The sequence below is a fragment of the Alteromonas sp. 38 genome, assembly GCF_902506055.1.
GTDB lineage: Bacteria > Pseudomonadota > Gammaproteobacteria > Enterobacterales > Alteromonadaceae > Alteromonas > Alteromonas lipotrueae.
On the sequence record NZ_LR733300.1, the window covers coordinates 1,042,115 to 1,060,895 of the forward strand.

Consider the following 18,781-nt stretch of genomic DNA (forward strand, 5'->3'; position numbering starts at 1 on the left):
ATAGAAAGGCAAAGACTAGTACTGTAAGCATTCGATATTAAATAATAAAAAAGGGAAGGGATAATGATTGAAATATCTAGCCTTGCTAAACGCTTTGAGGTGGAGAACCCCAAAAAGCTAAGTGAGCAAGAGAAAAAGGATCCACGATTAAAAGGGCGCTACTTTCAATCAGTGAAAGATGTATCGTTTTCATGTGGGCAGGGAGAAGTACTTGGTTTGCTTGGCCCTAACGGAGCAGGAAAAACCACTACATTACGCATGCTTTCAACCGCACTTAAGCCAGATAGCGGCACCGTGGTAATTGATGGTGAAGACGTACTAGCCAACCCCATAATTGCGCGTAAAAAAATAGGGTTTCTGTCTAGCTCAACTGGTTTATATGGCAGACTGACTGGGCGAGAAAATATTGCATATTTTGGCGAATTACACGGCATTACTAAATCGATAATTTCTGCACGTATTGAAGAAATGGCTGACTTACTCGACATGCAGAGCTTTTTAGACAGACGCGCAGAAAACTTCTCTTCTGGTATGAAACAAAAAACAGCCATTGCCCGCGCTGTTATTCATGAACCCTCCTTAGTAGTGCTTGATGAGCCTACTACAGGCTTAGATATTATGGCCACATCAACAGTGATGGACTTTATCCAGCGCCTTAAAGATAAAGGAACGCCAGTTATTTTTTCTACCCATCATTTGGATGAAGTTCAAATGCTTTGCGACCGTGTAACGGTGATTAATCAAGGCGAAAGTGTATTTAACGATTCCCTTGCCGCTTTTAGTGCGCTATCTGACGGGCAAATGCATAAAAGCTTTTTGCACACTTTAAAAATGAATACAGCGGAGGTAGGGCAATGTGGTTAATTTTTAAAAAGGAATTTAAAGAGTTATTACGCGACCGCAAAACTATTATATTCATGATTGTGTTGCCTTTACTGCTTTTCCCATTAATTTTCGGTGTAGCCATGTTTTTCATGAATTCCGCCGCTGAAAAGGCCGAAAACGTAGTATTGAAATATGCAATTGTAGGCGAGCAATATGCGCCAGAGATGTCGCAACAATTCGCAAATGAAACTGACAAATTTACGATGGTGGATATCCAAGGTGACGCTGACTATGCCAAGCTCATTAAAGATGAAACACTAGACTTCGTTTTAGTTATCCCAGAAACCTTTAACAACGAGGTGCTCACTTCTGGTCAGCATAAGCTGCAATTGTATTTAAATGACGCAGGCTTAAATAAAGTTTTAGGAAGAGTGTCTGAAATAGTCGATGTTTACACTGATGAATTTCAAAAAACGGCCTTTGCAAACTTAGGACTGAATGAGTCACAGCAACAAGCGTTACTCGCGCCTATTGTCATTGAAAAAGAAAATATAGCTGATGATCGTGAAGTTTGGGGTGAACGCTTGGGCGGGTTATTACCTTATTTCATTTTCATTTTATGCCTACAAGGTGCTATGGCACCAGCATCAGACTTAGGTGCGGGTGAAAAAGAGCGAGGTACGCTAGAGACACTATTAATATCGCCGATGGAGCGTTATAAACTGGTATTGGGAAAATTCTTTACCATCGGTGTCGCGGGCCTAATTACAGCACTTATCACCGTATCTTCCATGGCCATATGGGGCATTGTTTTGTCTCAAGGGTTGGCAATTGAATTTGTAGCAGAGGTGATGGCGATGATTGGCATCATTGATTTTGTGCTTATCTTTTTAATGCTAATACCGGTAGTGGCAATATTTGCCGCGGTCTTATTGTCTCTTTCTATTTATGCTCGATCATTTAAAGAAGCCCAAAGTTATATGGGGGCACTTGTTATGGTAGTAGTTTTCCCTGTGTTAATTGCCATGATGCCAGGGGTCAAATTAGAAGGTGGTTGGATTTGGGTGCCACTTACCAATGTTGCATTAGCGATGAAGGAGCTATTTAAAGGCACTATGGATTACTTTGCCTTGTTTGGCATATTTACCTCTACTGCCGCCATCGCCGTCGCACTCATTGCGTTTTGCGTATTTTGGTTTAATAAAGAAAAGGTACTTTTTAGATAAACTTTATAGTGCCTTAGCCTTATCTTGAACTTCATTGTGTTTTAAGTCAGTATGAATTTTAAACCATGATGTAATTGTATTGCTGATAGGATATCAAGCTAGTGTCAATTAAAAGTAAAATAGATAAGGCGCTGTTAATTCTTAAACACCCGAGTGTATTGTTAGAAAAACAAAGTTACATTCTAATTTTGAGTCATATGCGCAGTCGGTCTTCCCTGTTGTCGCATGTACTTGGCAGTCATGATGAAGTGTGTGGATATGGTGAACTTCATTATGACTACCCTAAAAAAAGTTCGCTTATAAAAATGCATGTGGAATTGCTAAAAGACACTGGGCAATCAACAACGAAAGGCTTTTTTCTCGATAAGTTGCTACATAACAGTTTTGTTGTTTCACATGATATTTTAAAAAGAAAGAATGTGTACATTATAATCTTAGTACGCGAACCTGAGGCGACGGTAAAAAGTATTGTTGCAATGGGAGATGTTACTGGGGATAAGGGATACCTAGATGTTGATGCCATGCTTAAATACTACACGAATCGACTTAATTACTTATACCAAATTGCTCAAGAATATGAAGACGTTCTGATAATCGATTCTGATAATATTGTTGATTCAACCACTGAAACATTGAGTGAAATTAGAAATTGGCTGGGTCTTGGCACTGAATTAACCAGCTCATATAAGAAATTCAAGAAGACTGGGAGTGCTGGTCACGGTGACCCTTCATTGAATATTTCTGCTGGTGAAATAATAAAAACACAAAACGACTTAGCGTTGGAATTTGATCCTACTTTGTTGAACAAGGCTAAGGAAATTTATTCGAAAGTGAGTGGGCTAAAAGCTTTTTAAAAAAGCTCTAGCTGAATTTTTTTACTGCGATATTCATCTGAATGCTACCAAGACTTCACGCGAAATAAGTCTGAAATCAAGTAAACGAAAGTGATGAACAGCTTTATAATCGCCTATACCTCATAATTTATATACTTCACCACACCTTCCCAACCAGGCGGTATTTTGCCTTGCAGAACATAGGAATATGCTAGCAGTTCTGCGATAACAAAATATAAAGATTCGGGAATATCCTGCCCTAAATCTAATGAACTAAGCACTTCGCTAAGATACGGATCTTCATGAATAAGAATACCTGACTCTTCAGCCATGGCGATAATCGCTTCTGCAAGGTCTCCGTAGCCTTTTGCCACTACTTTCGGCGCTGTTTTATTGTCGCCTCCATCATATTTGAGGCCAATAGCACGCTTCGCTTTCTCGCTCATACTCTGGTCTCAAAAATTTGATGTGGACGTTTATTCAGTGTGTCAGGTATATGGCCTCGCTGAAAACTCATTTTTTCAACATTCAGCCCTAAATCAGCTAATCGCCGCTCTAAAAAAGGGAGGGTATCAGCAACCCGAGCCAGTACGATTTCATTGGAAGTATAAAGGTCGATAGTTATGGTATCGGTGTCTATCTTGGATTTAGCAAGGAGCTGGCCCGCATCACCAATATCCAATTTCATTGTAACATTCCATAAACGTCGCCCTCCTTCTTTACCTTCTTTTCCTTGGTGTCGGTCAGGCTCTCTTTGCACTAAAAGTTCTGCTGGTGCGTAATGTTGAGACACGGAAGGTAACGCATAGAAAAAACTATCTTGCCCCTGAACCCGAGTTTCGGCTTGAGTTACTTTACTGTGTTGATGATTCGCTAATAAGGTTTTTAAATTAGCCAATAAATTTGTGCGACTGTCGAGGTTGGCAATATCTTGCGCAACTCTACTAGAAGGGGATGTACCAGACGTATTAGTTATCGTTTTACTAATAATACTCTCCGGTGAATCAATTTGTGCTTTGAGAGAAGGTTGTCTCGATAGCGCTCTACCCGCTAAAGATAGTTGTAACAATGCCACTAAACCTTGCACAAAATTAGAAGCGGCAATCGGAGATGTTAAGGTTAACGGCGTTACCGCGATAGCGGGGGCGTTGATTAAAGCATGAAGACGCGACGCTATAGATGCATCGGCGTTGTTCTGCGTCGCTAGTGTGTTTTGTTGGGGGCTTAGTGTTGAGGGTTTTGCCTCTACACCACTCTTTTCTGCATCCTGTGAACCAGCTACTTGAGTTGCATTTTTATCACTCGAAGGGTTTGTATTTGGACGTGTCACAATGTTGTTAATACCCAGCGAAGCACTTCCTTGAGTAGCATTCCCCCGATTATTATTCCCAGAACCTCCTAGCAAAGCGATAAGCTGAGAAATACCTTTTCGTAAGCTAATATCAGCGTTCTCTGTATTTATATCTGAAACGCCATTTCTTATAGCAGCGTTATTGTCATTGGTAGAAGCAATACTCCCCTGGCCCACATTAGATGAGGCAGGTGTGGCAGTTGTACTAGGTGCTTGGGGTGTCAACAGCGGTCTAGTACTGGGTATTGCGTTGCTGTTTATTCCCGTAATTTGCTTTGCTATTTGACTTAATACGGCAGTGGTTTTATCGCTGCCTTCCACAGTCCCATTAAGTATTGCCGTTAACTGTGTTAGCGCCTGTTGGGTAGAGCCTGTTTGGCTAAGCAGTGCGCGAGATAAAGTAATGATTGCTTTGTGAACATCAGTCCCTTGTATGGAAACCCCTTTACTGTCTTGTACCATCGAGATTGGGGTTAACGATTTTTTTTGTGCTGAATTTCCTGTTTGATTAGTGGCATCGCTTTTAACGCTTTTATCCACATTCTCACTAGTACTTTTACTGTCTGCAGCGATAGGGGCTCTCTTGGCATCAGCGCTAGTTCCAGATGGTACGGTTAAAGCACTGAGTTTAACGGCAAGTTGATCTGAAGCCCTTGGAATGGCAGCGCCGCCTTCAGGTGTAGGGAACGTCAATACTGCCTGACTGGCCGCGGTATACGATGTTAATGTATTGCCCTTAAGGCTGAGCATGGATACTTGCTGTAAGGTATTTTGTGTTTGAATATTAGGGAGTAGCTTAGCGATGGCATCAGGCACATTTCCGTTAACAGGGTTTCCATGCCCGAAGGCGACACCTTGGGAACGCAATGCATTGGTGAGCACCGCCGTAACTTTGCTGTCGGTCACTGATAGAGGGGCGGCTAGTAAATTGGATGCTGCTGATTGAGTACCTTGACTCGCTAAGTTCGCTTGTTTCCCTGAGGTTACTGAAACAGTCAATTTACCGGTATCACCAGGCACTTGATTAAGTGAGAGTGAAACCAGCTTGCCATTGTTTTTGATATCGGCGCTCAATTGCCCTGCGGCGTCAGGCTTTAGTGATAAATTTAATTGCTGACCATCTGCTAGCGTTAGACTCAGTTGATTACTTGTTAATTGCGTAACAGTTGCCTGCACGTGAATGCGCATGTTCTGTTGTGGTGTCGGCATAGAAGCCAGCATTGTCGCTAAAGAAAGTGAAAGGGTTTTAAGCTGCATCGCCGTAACTTGACTGGTACTCATTCCTGTTTCAGTGCTAATAAGGGCAGCTTGTGTTGGTCCACCTTGACTGAAAGAGGTTAATTGAGGGCGCTGTGGCGGCAGGAGATTTGCACTTTTAGGAAGTGAGACCTGTATTGCCGGCTGTCCTTTAATCTGAATAGCAAGTACCTGTTCAGGCAATCGCGCCACAGTTACCTTCGCGGCGGTATCGAGTGCCGCAGCTTGGGATAAATTGTTCAGCACGGATGATGCCGACGATTTCGACCCTGAAGTATCCTGAGTAATGTTTGAAAGCAGTGCGCTTAACTGTGATGTCATAACGAGCTTATCGGCCAGGTGAGCGGCGAGTTTAATCGGTAAGTATAAAGTATAGGTAATAAGCGAGGCATATCACCGCGTTTGTGATTGAAGTAAATCATATTTAATCATAATTCGCGACTGCGAAAGAAACTTACTGTGATAAACTACGCCGGTTTTGAACAGTGAATAGTAAAGGAGCGTGCGTGTCCGGTTTATATGCATCTGGACTAACTTGCATAAAACGCGATCGTGTTTTGTTTGACGATTTTTCGTTTAATCTTAATGCAGGGGAATTAGTATATTTGCGTGGACCGAATGGTGCAGGCAAAACCAGCCTTTTGCGTATTCTTACTGGCTTAAGTTCGCCAGAACGCGGCGACGTGACTTTTAACGGCGTGAACATTAGCAGCAATCCTTCATTATATTATCAAGCCCTTATTTATTTAGGCCACAAAAGCGCACTAAATGGTGCTTTGTCCGCCATTGATAATTTACGCTTTTGGCTAGCGCAGCACGGCATTCAAAATAAAACTCTCAAACAAATTTCTGATATTGATAGCACTATTTATCAAGTGCTTGAACACTTAGGGTTAGTTGGCCTTGAAGATGTGCCCGTCAGGTTCTTATCTGCTGGACAACAACGTCGTGTGGCACTGAGTCGGCTTTGGCTTAAGACTGCAACGGTATGGGTATTAGATGAGCCTTTTACTGCCCTTGATACTGCAGGCGTAATATTACTTGAGCGTAAAATGAAGCAGCATGTGGCAGACGGCGGCATGATTATTACTACTTCCCACCAAGCGCTGTCTCCTGAAGCGGGTACGCACCGCTGTGTCGATTTGGAGTACCGGTTTTGAATCCCTTACTACTCGGTATCTTCAAACGTGATATGCAGATTGCGTTTCAGCAAAAAGCTGAGCTGGTTCAACCCCTCATGTTTTTATTGATGGTGGTTACCCTATTTCCCTTGGGCGTAAGCCCTTCTCCAGAAACACTGCAACGTATTGGCCCGGGCGTTATTTGGATCGCGGCTATATTGTCATCCTTGTTAGGAATGGAGCGGCTTTTTCGTGATGATTTTATCGATGGTTCTTTAGAACAATATACGTTAAGTGGCATGTCATTGCCGGCCGTTGCTACGGTTAAAGTACTGGCACATTGGCTAGTGAGTTTTGTGCCCTTATTGATTTTGTCGCCGTTGCTCGCGATGTTTTTAAACCTAAGCGTGGACATGTTTATAGCATTAATGCTTACCTTGTTAATTGGCACACCGTTGTTGTCGCTAATTGGTGCGATTGCAGTGGGGTTAACGGTGGGACTAGCACGGGGTGGACTGCTTTTAGCATTGCTTTTAATCCCCGTTTTTATTCCGTTACTGATTTTTGCCACATCTGCTGTAGATTCTGCCGCACTGCAATTACCTTATCATCCTCAACTTGCTATTATTGGCGCCATGCTGTTATTGGCTGCTGCCGCTGCGCCGTTTGCCATAGCTTATTCTTTGAAAGTGAGTCAAAACTGATGTGGAAGTGGTTACATCCTTACGCTAAAACAGAAAATGCTTACCAATTGTGCGTAACCTTACAACCTTGGTTGTGGTTGGGGGCATTGTTATGCTTGGCCGTAGGTACGGTATGGGGGCTGGCATTTGCACCTCAAGATTATCAACAAGGTGATTCGTTTCGTATTATCTATATTCATGTGCCAAGCGCCATGTTGTCTATGGGCACTTATGTGGCTATGGCCATTGCCGCGTTGGTGGGAATGGTGTGGCAGTGGCGAACGGCCTATATGAGCATGATAGCCATGGCGCCAGTGGGTGCCGTCATGACTTTTATTGCGTTATTTACCGGTGCAGCCTGGGGTAAACCTATGTGGGGTGCTTGGTGGGTTTGGGATGCACGCCTTACCTCAGAACTTATTTTGTTATTTTTGTATATCGGTGTTATTGCGCTCTACGGTGCGTTTGAAGATAAACAACAAGCCGGTAAAGCAGCAGGCGTGATGGCTTTAGTCGGCGTAGTAAATATTCCTATTATTCATTACTCTGTAGAATGGTGGAATACCTTGCATCAAGGGGCCACCATCAGCAAATTTGATCAGCCTTCCATTGCGCCTGAAATGTTGTGGCCTTTATTAATTAGCTTATTCGGTTTTGCTTTTTTTATTGGGGCAGTCACTACGGTAAGGTTACGCAGCGAAATTGTGCGTCGTGAAATGCATCGCCCTTGGGTGCAAAAGTTGGCGCAAGCAACAAGTGAGAATAGCTAATGCAGTTTGATTCATTCTCAGCATTTTTAGACATGGGAGGCTATGCCTTCTATGTATGGTTATCTTTTGGTGTGACCTTTGGAGCAATGATACTGCTAGTAGTATTAAGCTTTCACCAACATAAAGGGTTACTGAAATCGGTTTTAAAAGAACAACAGCGTCAGGTGCGAATTAAAGAAGCGAGAGAGAAATCACACGCTTCATCAGCACGGTAAAGTTGTAGTCAGTAGTTTTTAAAGTGAGATAGTTGCATGAATCCTAGAAGAAAGCAGCGTTTGGCGGTAGTGGGCATCGTTGGGCTGCTAATTGTCAGCGCTATTGGTTTAATGCTTTATGCATTGAACGACAGTATCGATTTATTTTATACGCCAAGTGAAATTATTGAAGGTAAGCAAGGGCAAATGCCCCATGTTGGTCAGCGGCTTCGTATTGGCGGCATGGTTGTGCCTGGTAGTGTGAGTCGAGACAGCAAAAGCTTAGCGGTGTCCTTTGATTTAATAGATACGGGCCCCATCGTTACGGTGACCTACACGGGGATACTGCCTGACTTGTTTCGTGAAGGCCAAGGGATTGTGGCTACCGGTGTGCTTACTTCGGCAACAGAAATTACTGCGCAAGAAGTTCTGGCTAAGCATGATGAAGAATATATGCCACCAGAGCTGGCAGAAAAAATGAAGGGTATTAAACATGAAAAACCTGCCAATATGCCCGTCACCGATGCTTCATCTTCTTATCAGTATGAAGCGAGTCCAGAATTAGAGTCAGAGACGGTATCAGAGCTAGGATCAAAGTCTAAACCAGGAGGCCAGTAGTCATGGTACCTGAGATTGGGAATATCGCGTTAACACTCGCCTTAGTATTATCTATTTTACTTGCAGTTTACCCGCTTTGGGGGGCTCACCGTCAGCACGACACGTTAATGGCTACCGCAAAGCCCTTGGCTATTGGACTGTTTTTGTTCACCCTTATTGCTTACCTGTGTTTAACCTATGCCTTTGTTACCGACGATTTTAGCGTTGAGTATGTGGCGCAGCATTCCAACAGCCAGCTTCCACTTGTCTATAAAATTACTGCAGTTTGGGGCGGACATGAAGGTTCGTTTTTGCTGTGGGTTTTAATGCTGTCAATTTGGACGGTAGCAGTCGCCATATTTAGCCGAGGTATTCCTCTTACCATGGTTGCAAGGGTGCTATCGGTGTTAGGTATGGTTGGTATTGGCTTTTATTTGTTTATGCTGCTTACCTCAAATCCCTTCAATAGCATGTTGCCGTTTTTCCCTGTCGATGGCCGAGATTTAAACCCGCTGCTGCAAGATTTTGGCATGATCATTCACCCACCAATGTTATACATGGGGTATGTAGGCTTCTCAGTGGCATTCGCTTTTGCTATTTCTGCATTGATTTCAGGTCAACTCGATTCCACATGGGCGCGTTGGGCTCGTCCGTGGGTCATTGCTGCCTGGGCGTTTCTTACTGTAGGTATCGCCCTTGGTAGCTGGTGGGCTTACTACGAACTTGGCTGGGGTGGCTGGTGGTTCTGGGATCCCGTAGAAAACGCATCCTTTATGCCTTGGTTGGTAGGAACCGCCTTGATGCACTCTTTGGCGGTAACGGAAAAACGAAAAGCCTTTAAGTCGTGGACGGTATTACTCGCTATTGCTGCGTTTTCGTTGAGTTTGTTGGGAACCTTCTTAGTTCGCTCAGGAGTGATTGTTTCCGTTCACTCTTTTGCAAGCGACCCAACCCGTGGGCTATTCATACTCGGTATTCTTATCGTGTTGAGTGGCTTTGGCTTGTTGCTATATGCCATGCGCGCTTCAGCTTTAAAGAGCCCCGGTCGATACCAAGCGTTTTCTCGTGAAGTATTGCTCATGGGTAATAATGTATTTTTGTGTGCCGCTACGTTAGTGGTGTTACTTGGTACCTTATTGCCACTGGTTCATAAAGAACTAGGCCTAGGCAGTATTTCAGTGGGGGCGCCATTTTTTAATCAAATGTTTACCCTGTTGATTGTGCCGTTTGTGTTGTTCTTAGGCCTTGGCCCTTTAACTCGCTGGAAACACCAGACTGCAGGTGCACTTAAAAATCAGTTGCTTGTCGCTGGTGGAATTGCAATAAGTGCAGCGCTTTTGGTCAATTTTAGTTACGACACTCCACAGTATATGGGTGTACTGGGCATGATACTCGTGTTTTGGATTTTAGTTACTACCGTGCAAGAAGTGCTTCAGCGTGTTAACGCTAACCCAAGTAATACCAGTACCTTTACAAAGCTACGCAAGCTCACATCAAGTCATTGGGGCATGGTATTAGGCCATATCGGCTTTGCCATCAGTATTATCGGCATTACTTTGGTGTCTAACTATGAGTTGGAGCGGGATGTGCGAATGGAAGTGGGCGAAACTGTAGAGCTTGGCGGTTATGCTTTTACTTTTACCGATGTTAAGCCATTCCAAGGCCCAAATTACACCGCTGATGTGGGTGTATTTGATGTGAACAGAGAGGATGAATTGGTTGTGCATTTAGAACCAGAAAAGCGTATGTATACAGTTCAGCGTATGCCAATGACAGAAGCAGCAATTCACTCTACGGTATCGCGGGATTTATTTATTGCCATGGGCGAGCCCCTTGATGATGGCGCCTGGGCAGTTCGTATTTACATAAAACCGTTTGTAGCATGGTTGTGGGCAGGCGCGGTTGTCATGGCGATTGGCGGTATTTTCTCTATTAGCGATAAGCGCTATCGCATGGCCAAAGTGAAAAAAGTATCGGAAGCTATTAACCGCATGACAGGAAAGGCACACGCCCCTGAAGCAGATACGAAAAATACAAGTGATGCCGGCAGTCAGGAGGTTACACAATGAAAAAGGCGCCTTTAGTTGTCATTCCATTGATTCTTTTTTTCATGCTGGTGATTTTCTTATTCCAAGGATTGTTTTCAGACCCACGAGAGCTAGATTCACAAGTGAAAGGCAAGCCACTGCCTGAATTTTCATTACCCGATTTAATGCAACCCGATACCACCTACACGCCAGATTCACTGAAAGGTGAGGTGACTATTGTGAATGTATGGGGAGTGTGGTGCGTAACCTGTGCGGTAGAAATGCCGTATTTAACCCAGCTTAAAAATGAGCTAGGAGTAAAGTTTGTGGGTTTGTACTTTGACCAAGATCTTGACCCTGACTTTGGGACAAAAACACTCACCCGAGTACAACAAGAAGTTACTAGTATGCTAAGGCGGTACGGTAACCCTTATGCATTTAATATTTTTGATGTATATCGCGATACGTCTTTGGATTTAGGGGTTACTGGCGCCCCAGAACACTTCGTACTGGATGCTAACGGGGTTATTCGCATGCATCATATTGGTGATATCAATGAACGTGTATGGCAAAACAAAGTGGGGCCGCTTTATCAACAGTTGGTGGCCGAGGCTGATGGTAAAAAGGAAACAGAGAGCATTAAGAGAGTCGGCGAATGAAACATTTACTATTCGTTATAACTTTATTTATCGCTTTCTCTGCTTTTAGTGCTGAAGATAACTTTGCGTTTGATACGCCTGCGCAACGTGCTCAATTTTTGAGTTTAACCGCCGAACTACGTTGCCCTATGTGCCAGAACCAGAATATTGCCGACAGTGATGCCATGATTGCCCACGATATGCGCCGTAAAGTTTATGCGTTGTTGAAAGAAGGCAAGTCTGAGCAAGAAGTTATCGATTTCATGAAAGCCCGTTACGGGGATTTTGTGCATTACCAACCACCGGTAACCATTGCCACCATGTGGCTGTGGGCTGCACCTGTGTTGTTTGTCGTTTTCGCGCTTTTATTTGTAGTGCGCCGGAAATCTTCGACGGCTCCGCAGGATATCAAAGCCAAACTGGCTAAGGCAGATGCATTGCTTGAGCAGGAAAAAGAATGAGTTGGACTGAGTTTTATATTGTTGTTTCAGGGTTAATTACCTTAGTACTTATGCTGTTGGCATTCCCTTGGCTTCGTAGAAAAAATCACGCTAAAGCTGATAACCTAAGCAACACGCAAATTGTAAAGCAGCGATTGCAAGAGCTTGAAAGAGAAGTGCAAGAAGGCTTAATCACCGAGCACGATATGCGAGTGGCTGTTGATGAACTAAAAGTCGCACTGGTTGATGAAAGTAGTTTTGAATCAACACGTACTGGCAAGGCAGGTCTTCCTTTACTTATTGGTGGTCTAGTCGCCGTCGTTGCCGGTGTAGTGGTATACGCTTCGGTGAATCAATTTAGCCAAGTGCAGCGTGCCTCTGATGCTATTGTAGCGTTACCAGAATTAAGCGCACAATTAGCCAGTGGCAATGGAAGTGATTTAGGGCCTGAAGATGTGGCTAATTTGGCATTGGCCATTCGTCAACGCCTACGAGAAACCCCTGAAGATGATACGGGCTGGCTATATGTGGGGCGGCTTATGTCAAGCCTAGGCCAAGAAGTGCAGGCCATTGAGGCCATAGATAAGGCCGTTGCGATAAAGCCTGGGAATACGTCCCACCAAATTACGCTAGCACAAGCTTTGATGACTACGGGTGATGTGAATAACCTCAATCGCGCACAAGGTGTGCTTAAGGGGTTATTACGCAGTACGCCAGAAAATGATAATTTAGCGCTAATGATGGCGGTGGTTTCTGCCCAGTTAGGCGACTTAGAAAACCTAACCCGTTATTATGGGCAAGTTAAAGATAAGTTGCCTGCGGGTAATGATATTGGTCAGCGACTTGCCATGCGAGAGAAAGAACTTCAAGCGCTAGAAGGGCAAGTGCTTGTACAAGATAATAGTCCCATAGATGAATCATCTGGTACGCAAGCGCCCGCGAATGAAAAGACTACTAGTACGAAAACAGGTTTTAATATTACCGTTAATGTATCTGATGAAGCCCGTTCAGCGTTACCACAATCCGGCTTTCTTATTGTGTTTGCGCAAGATGCGAACTCCGAAAACAGAATGCCGGCGGCCGTGGTTAAGATCCCGTTACAAGATTTTCCTGTCACTGTTGCATTAGATACGGATAATGCAATGATGCCGCAATACACATTGGACTCACTCAGCAAAGTTACGCTTACCGCTCGAGTATCTGCTGATGGCGATGTATCTGTATCGCCTGGGGAATGGGAAGGTAGTCAAGTTACCGAGGTGGCACCTCAAAACGTGAAAGACATCAACGTGATGATAGAGAAGGAATTATTGTGATTAAATTTTCAAAATGGGTCTCGGTAAGTGCGCTTTTATTAGCGAGTTTGTTAGGCGGGTGCGCAAGTCAGCAAGCGTCTCAACAAGTTGAGCAAAATAACACATCCGTTCAAGATGCTGGCGACCCTAGAGATCCCCTCGAGTCTGTGAACCGCGTGATGTGGGATTTCAACTGGGAAGTATTAGATGCTTACGTTTTAAGGCCTATCACGGTTGGTTACGTTACCGTGATGCCGCAGTTTGCCCGTACCGGTTTACTAAATGCCGCTGAAAACTTGCAAGAACCGGCAAATTTTATGAACAATATGTTCCAAGGTAAAGTTGATGATGGAATGGACAGCTTAGCGCGTTTTGTACTTAATTCGACAGTGGGTCTGTTTGGTACTATTGATATTGCTTCGCACATCGGAATAGTCGAAAAAGAAGAAGAATTTGGCGAAACTATGGGCGTGTGGGGTGTAAATACCGGCCCCTATTTAATGCTGCCTGCGTTAGGGCCTAACGATCCTAGAAGCTTTACGGGTAGTGTTGTTGACGGCATGGTATACCCTATGGCAATTATCGATGGGCAGTTTGCTATTGCACGGTACTTGGTTTCCCTATTAGAGGGGCGTGCTTCATTAATTGACCAAGAGCAACAACTTGAACAATCAGTCGACGACTATGCGTTTGTGAAAAATGCTTATTTCGAAAACCTAGCGTTTAAAGTTACCGATGGCAAAAGTGGTGACAAAGCGTTAGAAGAAGAACAGCTTGATGATTTTGCCGAGTTCGAAGCCATGCTGGAGTATGAAGAAACGGATGTTGAAGCTGACGATTCAAAAGACGAGCCAGAAGAGGATGGCCCTGAAGGTAATTAATTCATAGCCCTATGGTACTACTAGTTTACAGCTAACAAAGTAACACAATGCAAAATAAAACAAAAAAGCCCCTCAACGACAGTTCGTTGAGGGGCTTTTCCAAATCCTGCTTAGCGCACTATTGCGAGCAATCTTACTAAATATGCGACAGGCTGATTAAGCTTTAGGATAGCCCTGAGGGTTTTGTGATTGCCAATTCCATGTGTCTGCACACATGGCCTCTAAGCCTTTTTCAGCGTGCCAATTAAGTTCGGTAGCTGCCTTAGTTGGGTCTGCATAACATGCAGCTACATCGCCTCCACGGCGCGGTGCTATAGCGTAAGGGATTGTTTTACCCGATGCCTTTTCAAACGCTTTGATCATATCTAACACTGAATAACCTTGACCAGTTCCCAAGTTATATTTATCAAGGCCCATATTTAAAGCAATTCTATCAATCGCTTTTAAGTGCCCATTTGCCAAGTCTTCTACGTGAATATAATCACGTACACCAGTACCATCATGGGTATCATAATCGTCACCAAATACGCTGAGTTTTTCTAATTTTCCCGTAGCGACTTGTGAAATATAAGGCATTAGGTTGTTTGGTATACCGTTTGGATCTTCTCCAATGCTACCTGATGCGTGTGCGCCTACAGGATTAAAGTAGCGAAGTAATACAATATTCCACTCGCTATCTGACACAAACAAATCAGCTAACACATGTTCTACCATCAATTTAGACATGCCGTAAGGGTTGGTTGGGTGTCCAGTAGCCATGTCCTCGCGCAATGGAAGGGCTGCAGGATCGCCATATACTGTAGCAGAGGAGCTAAACACAATATTCTTAACATTGTGCTTTTGCATTGATTTACACAGGGTAAGCGTGCCATAAACGTTATTTTCATAGTAAGACAGGGGCTGCTGAACCGATTCTCCTACGGCTTTTAGGCCCGCAAAGTGGATCACCGCATAAATCGTATGCTCGCTAAATATACCATCAAGCACGGCAGTGTCGCGAATATCACCTTGAACGAAAGTGACGGATTTTCCTGAGATAGCCTCAACACGTCTCAGTGACTCTGCGCTCGAGTTCGCCAAGTTGTCCAAGACAACAACGCTGTAATCTTGTTCGAGTAATTGAAGTACAGTATGACTTCCAATGTATCCTGCGCCACCGGTAACCAAGATGGTTTTCATGCATGCTCCTTGTCTGAATTAGGTGCCAAATATTTAGCACAGATAGAATGTTGTATAGGCTTAACTAAAAGCGGGTACAGAAGAAATACGAGTCCCGCCCACAACAGTGATGTCCAGTTCGATGCGGTTTGTAATATAAGCACAAAAGCGGGTATGAAAACCAGTAGCTTGAGCACGTTCATGAGTGTTTTTTCTGGAACGGTCATTCGTGAAGCTGCTCTGTCTAAACGCTTAACGCGTTCAGTAAGAGGGAGACCTTTTAGCTGAGGAATATTTCGGGTGGAAAAATAAAATTTCATAGCGTACTCAAATAAAAACCGCCGACACATATTGTGTAACGGCGGTTATTGTAGGTGATTGCAGGAAAGGTTCAAACCGTAATTGGTCTAATGAGCTCTTTTCAGCAAAATTTAATCACCTGTTCCTATTTTTACTAATCAACTTAGGCTTGCGACTCAACGCCAGCTTTTTCCCAAAAACGTGATTTGAGACTCAGCAGTGCGATCACAATACCGATAGCAATACTAAACAACGCGATTTGTAGGTAAAGGTTAGGCATTTCGGCTACATTTTCAGGATCGAAATTACCTGACAATAGGCCGGCAATAATATTACCGATAGAGTAGGTTAAAACGAAAACACCCATCATTTGACCGGCAAAACGCTTGGGCGATAGTTTACTTACCGCACTCAGTGCAACGGGGCTTAAACATAATTCACCAACAGTATGTAAGAAGTAAGTAGTGACCAACCACATAGGGGCTACTTTTAAACCTTGTGCAGCGTACTGAGAGGCCATAAACATTACCAAGAAGCCTGTTGCCATAATCACAAGACCAATTGCACACTTAAGGGTATACGAAGGGTCAATCATACGCTTAGCAAGGTTAATCCAAAGCGCAGCGAAGAAAGGCGAAAGGATAATAATAAATAGCGAGTTTGAAAGCTGGAACCATACGGTTGGAATGGTAGAAAGCCCGAACCATGACGTGAAAATTGAACCAGCGGATAAAGCTCTGTCGGTATAGTTTTGAGCGAACAAGTTTAAAGATGAACCGGCTTGTTCAAAGCCTGACCAAAAACACGCAGAAGCAATACAGACTAAAAACAACGCCCACATGCGTCTTTTTTCATTATCACTTAGTGCGCCTTTGAAATAGATAAAACCGAAATAAGCAAAAAATACCACAGTGAAAAATACAGCCACTTGCTGAGCGAGTGCAAGAGGGTCAATAACAATTGTTCCCATGTGGGCAAGAACGGTAACGACGACAGCTAAGGTTACGGTTGCAATAACTGCTGTCCACGCGGTTTTCTTAGCGCTGCCCGTGTAAGGGTTAGTTGGAGCTGTTGAGTCTGACGCTAGCGATGAGTTGGTAAAGTAATATTGAATAAGACCAATAGCCATACCAATCGCTGCCGCACCAAAGGCATAATCCCAGCCCCAGTTTTCCTGTAGATAACCCGTTACCAAATAGGCAATAAGAGAGCCGATGTTGATACCCATATAATAAAGGGCGTAACCACTGTCTCGGCGAGCATCTTCATCGTCATATTGCTGCCCTACCATAGCTGAGATATTGGGTTTTAATAGACCAGTACCTGTCGCTACAAGGATTAAACCTACAAAAAATAAGTTTTGTAAGTCGATAGCAAGTACTACATGGCCTAAGAAGATGATAATACCGCCGTACCATACGGCTTTTTTACCACCAATGAGGCGGTCAGATAACCAACCTCCTGGTAAACCTAAAAAGTAAACTGCGCCGGTATAAAGGCCGTAAATTGCCCCCGCGGTGGCTACCGTAAAACCAAGCCCTTGAGTTTGTAGGCTGGCTGTCATAAATAAAACAAGAAGGGCGCGCATGCCGTAATAACTCATGCGTTCCCACATTTCTGTGAAAAACAGCGTACGAAGGCCCCCTGGATGGCCGAAAAAGCTGGTGTCGTTAGATTTTTTTATAGTCACGTTATCATTCCATATTAATTATGGTTGTTATAGTAGAGCGCTTAATGCATACGCTCTTTTGATATAGCTCCAATAAAGGATAAGCCGTTATACTAAAGCTCGAGTGAAGACACAAGATTTGGACGTTAAACTCTACTTTTAAGCCTGTCAAAAGCACGTTTTGTTTGAAAATTGAGCGTTGTTGCTTGGGTTACACTTTATGATTTTCGCGGGCTGGCGCTAAAAATATGGGGGAATCGCCTACTGCCTGTCGTTTACTTGAAAATTTGTATCGCACTCTTTATTACAACGAATGTATTACAACGAATGCTATTAAAAATAGCAGCGAAGTGCGATACAAATAGGTTTCTAGGTATTGACCCTTACAACTCTCTAATCGTGGCAAGCACAATTCGAACGATGCCATAAAGCAATAAAAGTATTACGCCAAATAAGACTAGGTTGTAAACAACCGTGGGATACTTATTGTCATCGGGCAGCGTAGGCGTCTCGATAGTTACCAAGTGCTGTAATTTCTGATAGGTTTCTACTCGGGCATTTTCAAGGGTAATCAGTGAAGAAGAAAATGCTTGTATAGCTAACTGTAACTGAACCTGTAGGTTGCTGTATTGTGCCATAAGTTCACCTACGGAAAGGTCAGTATCAGAACTATCTGGATCAGTGGTACTGATCTGCTCTTTGCGCTTATTAATTTCACTCTGCAGTGCACCAATTTCTCGCTTGATGTTAATCACCTCAGGAGCAGCATCAGACATCATGGTTGAAATGGTACTCAACTCCGCTTTCTTTTGTGCCAAGGTGGCTTCTAACGAAAATGCAATTTGCTGGAAAGCTGCGCCTTCTGCGGTAGGGTCAAGCACATTATATTTTGACTGAAAGCCTAAAATCTCTGTTTTAGCTTGTTGAAGTTTTTGCTCAACAATCTCGTGCTCACCCTTAGCAAATGTAAGCTTTGATTTGGCTAGGTTATTGTTGATATTGTTTATAAATTCTTCCGCTTTTACCACAATAGCTTGATTTATAACTTGCGCGAATTCGGGGTTAAAAGCACGGGTACGAAGTGAAATAACAGAAGAAGCTGAATCTACACTCACTTCAACGTGGTCTAAGTAAAACTGATAGAAGCTTTCCTGCTTATGAGAACTTGATAAGCCGCTAAAAAAATCGGCCTCGTCAGACATGTAATGTTCTCTTAAGTTAATGGTTTCGTCTAAGTACTTAATCATATCTGCAGACTTGATATAGGCTTCTACCAACTGACTCTCGTTGCTAAACCCACTTGACCCCATGCCTGCCGACATAAGTATAGATGAAGGGTCGAAACTGCTACCGCCATCACTTGATTTTACGATTAACTGACTTTGGCTTTCGTATTGAGGTGCAGCCCATACAATGAGATAGAAGGCATATAAAAACCAAGGCAGCACAAGCAAAAGCGTTTTATGCTGTTTCATCAGTTCATTCAGCTTAGTAAGAGTTTTTTCCACGTTTAATA

Annotated in this window: 19 protein-coding genes; 13 read left to right on the forward strand and 6 right to left on the reverse strand. The window is 43.5% G+C overall.

Features of this window, described 5'->3' with window-relative positions:
* Positions 1-63 precede the first annotated feature (63 nt).
* The 3 genes from FLAVO9R_RS04380 to FLAVO9R_RS04390 all read left to right on the forward strand — a co-directional run bounded on the left by FLAVO9R_RS04380 (position 64) and on the right by FLAVO9R_RS04390 (position 2,905).
* Positions 64-864 (forward strand): ABC transporter ATP-binding protein, encoded by an 801-nt coding sequence (locus FLAVO9R_RS04380; protein ID WP_159529123.1) that lies wholly within the window; start codon positions 64-66, stop codon positions 862-864.
* Positions 855-2,051 (forward strand): ABC transporter permease, encoded by a 1,197-nt coding sequence (locus tag FLAVO9R_RS04385; protein ID WP_159529125.1) that lies wholly within the window; start codon positions 855-857, stop codon positions 2,049-2,051. The genes FLAVO9R_RS04380 and FLAVO9R_RS04385 overlap by 10 nt, the downstream gene beginning before the upstream one ends.
* A 101-nt stretch (positions 2,052-2,152) precedes the next feature.
* A complete protein-coding gene (locus tag FLAVO9R_RS04390; RefSeq protein WP_159529127.1) occupies positions 2,153-2,905 on the forward strand; it encodes a sulfotransferase family protein in 753 nt (250 codons plus the stop codon).
* 113 nt (positions 2,906-3,018) lie between these two features.
* Here the strand turns inward: FLAVO9R_RS04390 and FLAVO9R_RS04395 are convergent, their stop codons facing one another.
* Entirely contained in the window at positions 3,019-3,330 is a 312-nt protein-coding gene (locus tag FLAVO9R_RS04395) for an EscU/YscU/HrcU family type III secretion system export apparatus switch protein (RefSeq protein WP_159529129.1), read from the reverse strand.
* Positions 3,327-5,813: a flagellar hook-length control protein FliK gene (locus tag FLAVO9R_RS04400; RefSeq protein WP_159529131.1), complete on the reverse strand. Its 2,487-nt coding sequence runs from the start codon at positions 5,811-5,813 to the stop codon at positions 3,327-3,329. The genes FLAVO9R_RS04395 and FLAVO9R_RS04400 overlap by 4 nt, the downstream gene beginning before the upstream one ends.
* 185 nt (positions 5,814-5,998) lie before the next feature.
* Between FLAVO9R_RS04400 and ccmA the strand changes: the two genes are divergently transcribed.
* Genes ccmA through FLAVO9R_RS04450 form a run of 10 tightly spaced genes read left to right on the forward strand, consistent with a single transcriptional unit; the run spans position 5,999 to position 14,138 of the window.
* Positions 5,999-6,652, forward strand: a complete 654-nt coding sequence (gene ccmA, locus FLAVO9R_RS04405; protein WP_159529133.1) for a cytochrome c biogenesis heme-transporting ATPase CcmA — start codon at positions 5,999-6,001, stop codon at positions 6,650-6,652.
* The gene (ccmB, locus tag FLAVO9R_RS04410) at positions 6,649-7,317 is read left to right on the forward strand and encodes a heme exporter protein CcmB (protein ID WP_159529135.1); all 669 of its coding nucleotides are present in this window, start codon (positions 6,649-6,651) and stop codon (positions 7,315-7,317) included. The genes ccmA and ccmB overlap by 4 nt, the downstream gene beginning before the upstream one ends.
* Entirely contained in the window at positions 7,317-8,066 is a 750-nt protein-coding gene (locus tag FLAVO9R_RS04415) for a heme ABC transporter permease (RefSeq protein ID WP_159529137.1), read from the forward strand. Before ccmB ends, FLAVO9R_RS04415 begins: the two co-directional genes overlap by 1 nt.
* The gene (gene ccmD, locus FLAVO9R_RS04420) at positions 8,066-8,281 is read left to right on the forward strand and encodes a heme exporter protein CcmD (protein WP_159529139.1); all 216 of its coding nucleotides are present in this window, start codon (positions 8,066-8,068) and stop codon (positions 8,279-8,281) included. The genes FLAVO9R_RS04415 and ccmD overlap by 1 nt, the downstream gene beginning before the upstream one ends.
* A 36-nt stretch (positions 8,282-8,317) precedes the next feature.
* Entirely contained in the window at positions 8,318-8,878 is a 561-nt protein-coding gene (gene ccmE, locus FLAVO9R_RS04425; protein ID WP_159529150.1) for a cytochrome c maturation protein CcmE, read from the forward strand.
* Between the two features lie 2 nt (positions 8,879-8,880).
* Positions 8,881-10,926 (forward strand): heme lyase CcmF/NrfE family subunit, encoded by a 2,046-nt coding sequence (locus FLAVO9R_RS04430; RefSeq protein WP_159529152.1) that lies wholly within the window; start codon positions 8,881-8,883, stop codon positions 10,924-10,926.
* Complete coding sequence (locus FLAVO9R_RS04435) at positions 10,923-11,543, forward strand: redoxin family protein (RefSeq protein WP_159529154.1); 621 nt, start codon at positions 10,923-10,925, stop codon at positions 11,541-11,543. Before FLAVO9R_RS04430 ends, FLAVO9R_RS04435 begins: the two co-directional genes overlap by 4 nt.
* Positions 11,540-11,983, forward strand: a complete 444-nt coding sequence (locus tag FLAVO9R_RS04440; RefSeq protein ID WP_159529156.1) for a cytochrome c-type biogenesis protein — start codon at positions 11,540-11,542, stop codon at positions 11,981-11,983. Before FLAVO9R_RS04435 ends, FLAVO9R_RS04440 begins: the two co-directional genes overlap by 4 nt.
* Positions 11,980-13,278 (forward strand): c-type cytochrome biogenesis protein CcmI, encoded by a 1,299-nt coding sequence (ccmI, locus tag FLAVO9R_RS04445; RefSeq protein WP_159529158.1) that lies wholly within the window; start codon positions 11,980-11,982, stop codon positions 13,276-13,278. The genes FLAVO9R_RS04440 and ccmI overlap by 4 nt, the downstream gene beginning before the upstream one ends.
* Positions 13,278-14,138, forward strand: coding sequence for an MlaA family lipoprotein (locus FLAVO9R_RS04450; protein ID WP_232370717.1), 861 nt, complete (start codon positions 13,278-13,280; stop codon positions 14,136-14,138). The genes ccmI and FLAVO9R_RS04450 overlap by 1 nt, the downstream gene beginning before the upstream one ends.
* A gap of 156 nt (positions 14,139-14,294) precedes the next feature.
* On the opposite strand, the gene galE is transcribed toward FLAVO9R_RS04450, so the two are convergent.
* The 4 genes from galE to FLAVO9R_RS04470 form a co-directional block, all read right to left on the reverse strand.
* Positions 14,295-15,317, reverse strand: a complete 1,023-nt coding sequence (galE, locus tag FLAVO9R_RS04455; RefSeq protein ID WP_013785225.1) for a UDP-glucose 4-epimerase GalE — start codon at positions 15,315-15,317, stop codon at positions 14,295-14,297.
* Positions 15,314-15,616 (reverse strand): DUF6170 family protein, encoded by a 303-nt coding sequence (locus FLAVO9R_RS04460; protein WP_057796321.1) that lies wholly within the window; start codon positions 15,614-15,616, stop codon positions 15,314-15,316. The genes galE and FLAVO9R_RS04460 overlap by 4 nt, the downstream gene beginning before the upstream one ends.
* Positions 15,617-15,759: 143 nt before the next feature.
* Positions 15,760-17,280 (reverse strand): peptide MFS transporter, encoded by a 1,521-nt coding sequence (locus FLAVO9R_RS04465; protein WP_159534387.1) that lies wholly within the window; start codon positions 17,278-17,280, stop codon positions 15,760-15,762.
* 368 nt (positions 17,281-17,648) lie between these two features.
* Positions 17,649-18,773, reverse strand: coding sequence for a capsule biosynthesis protein (locus tag FLAVO9R_RS04470; RefSeq protein ID WP_159529162.1), 1,125 nt, complete (start codon positions 18,771-18,773; stop codon positions 17,649-17,651).
* Positions 18,774-18,781 lie beyond the last annotated feature (8 nt).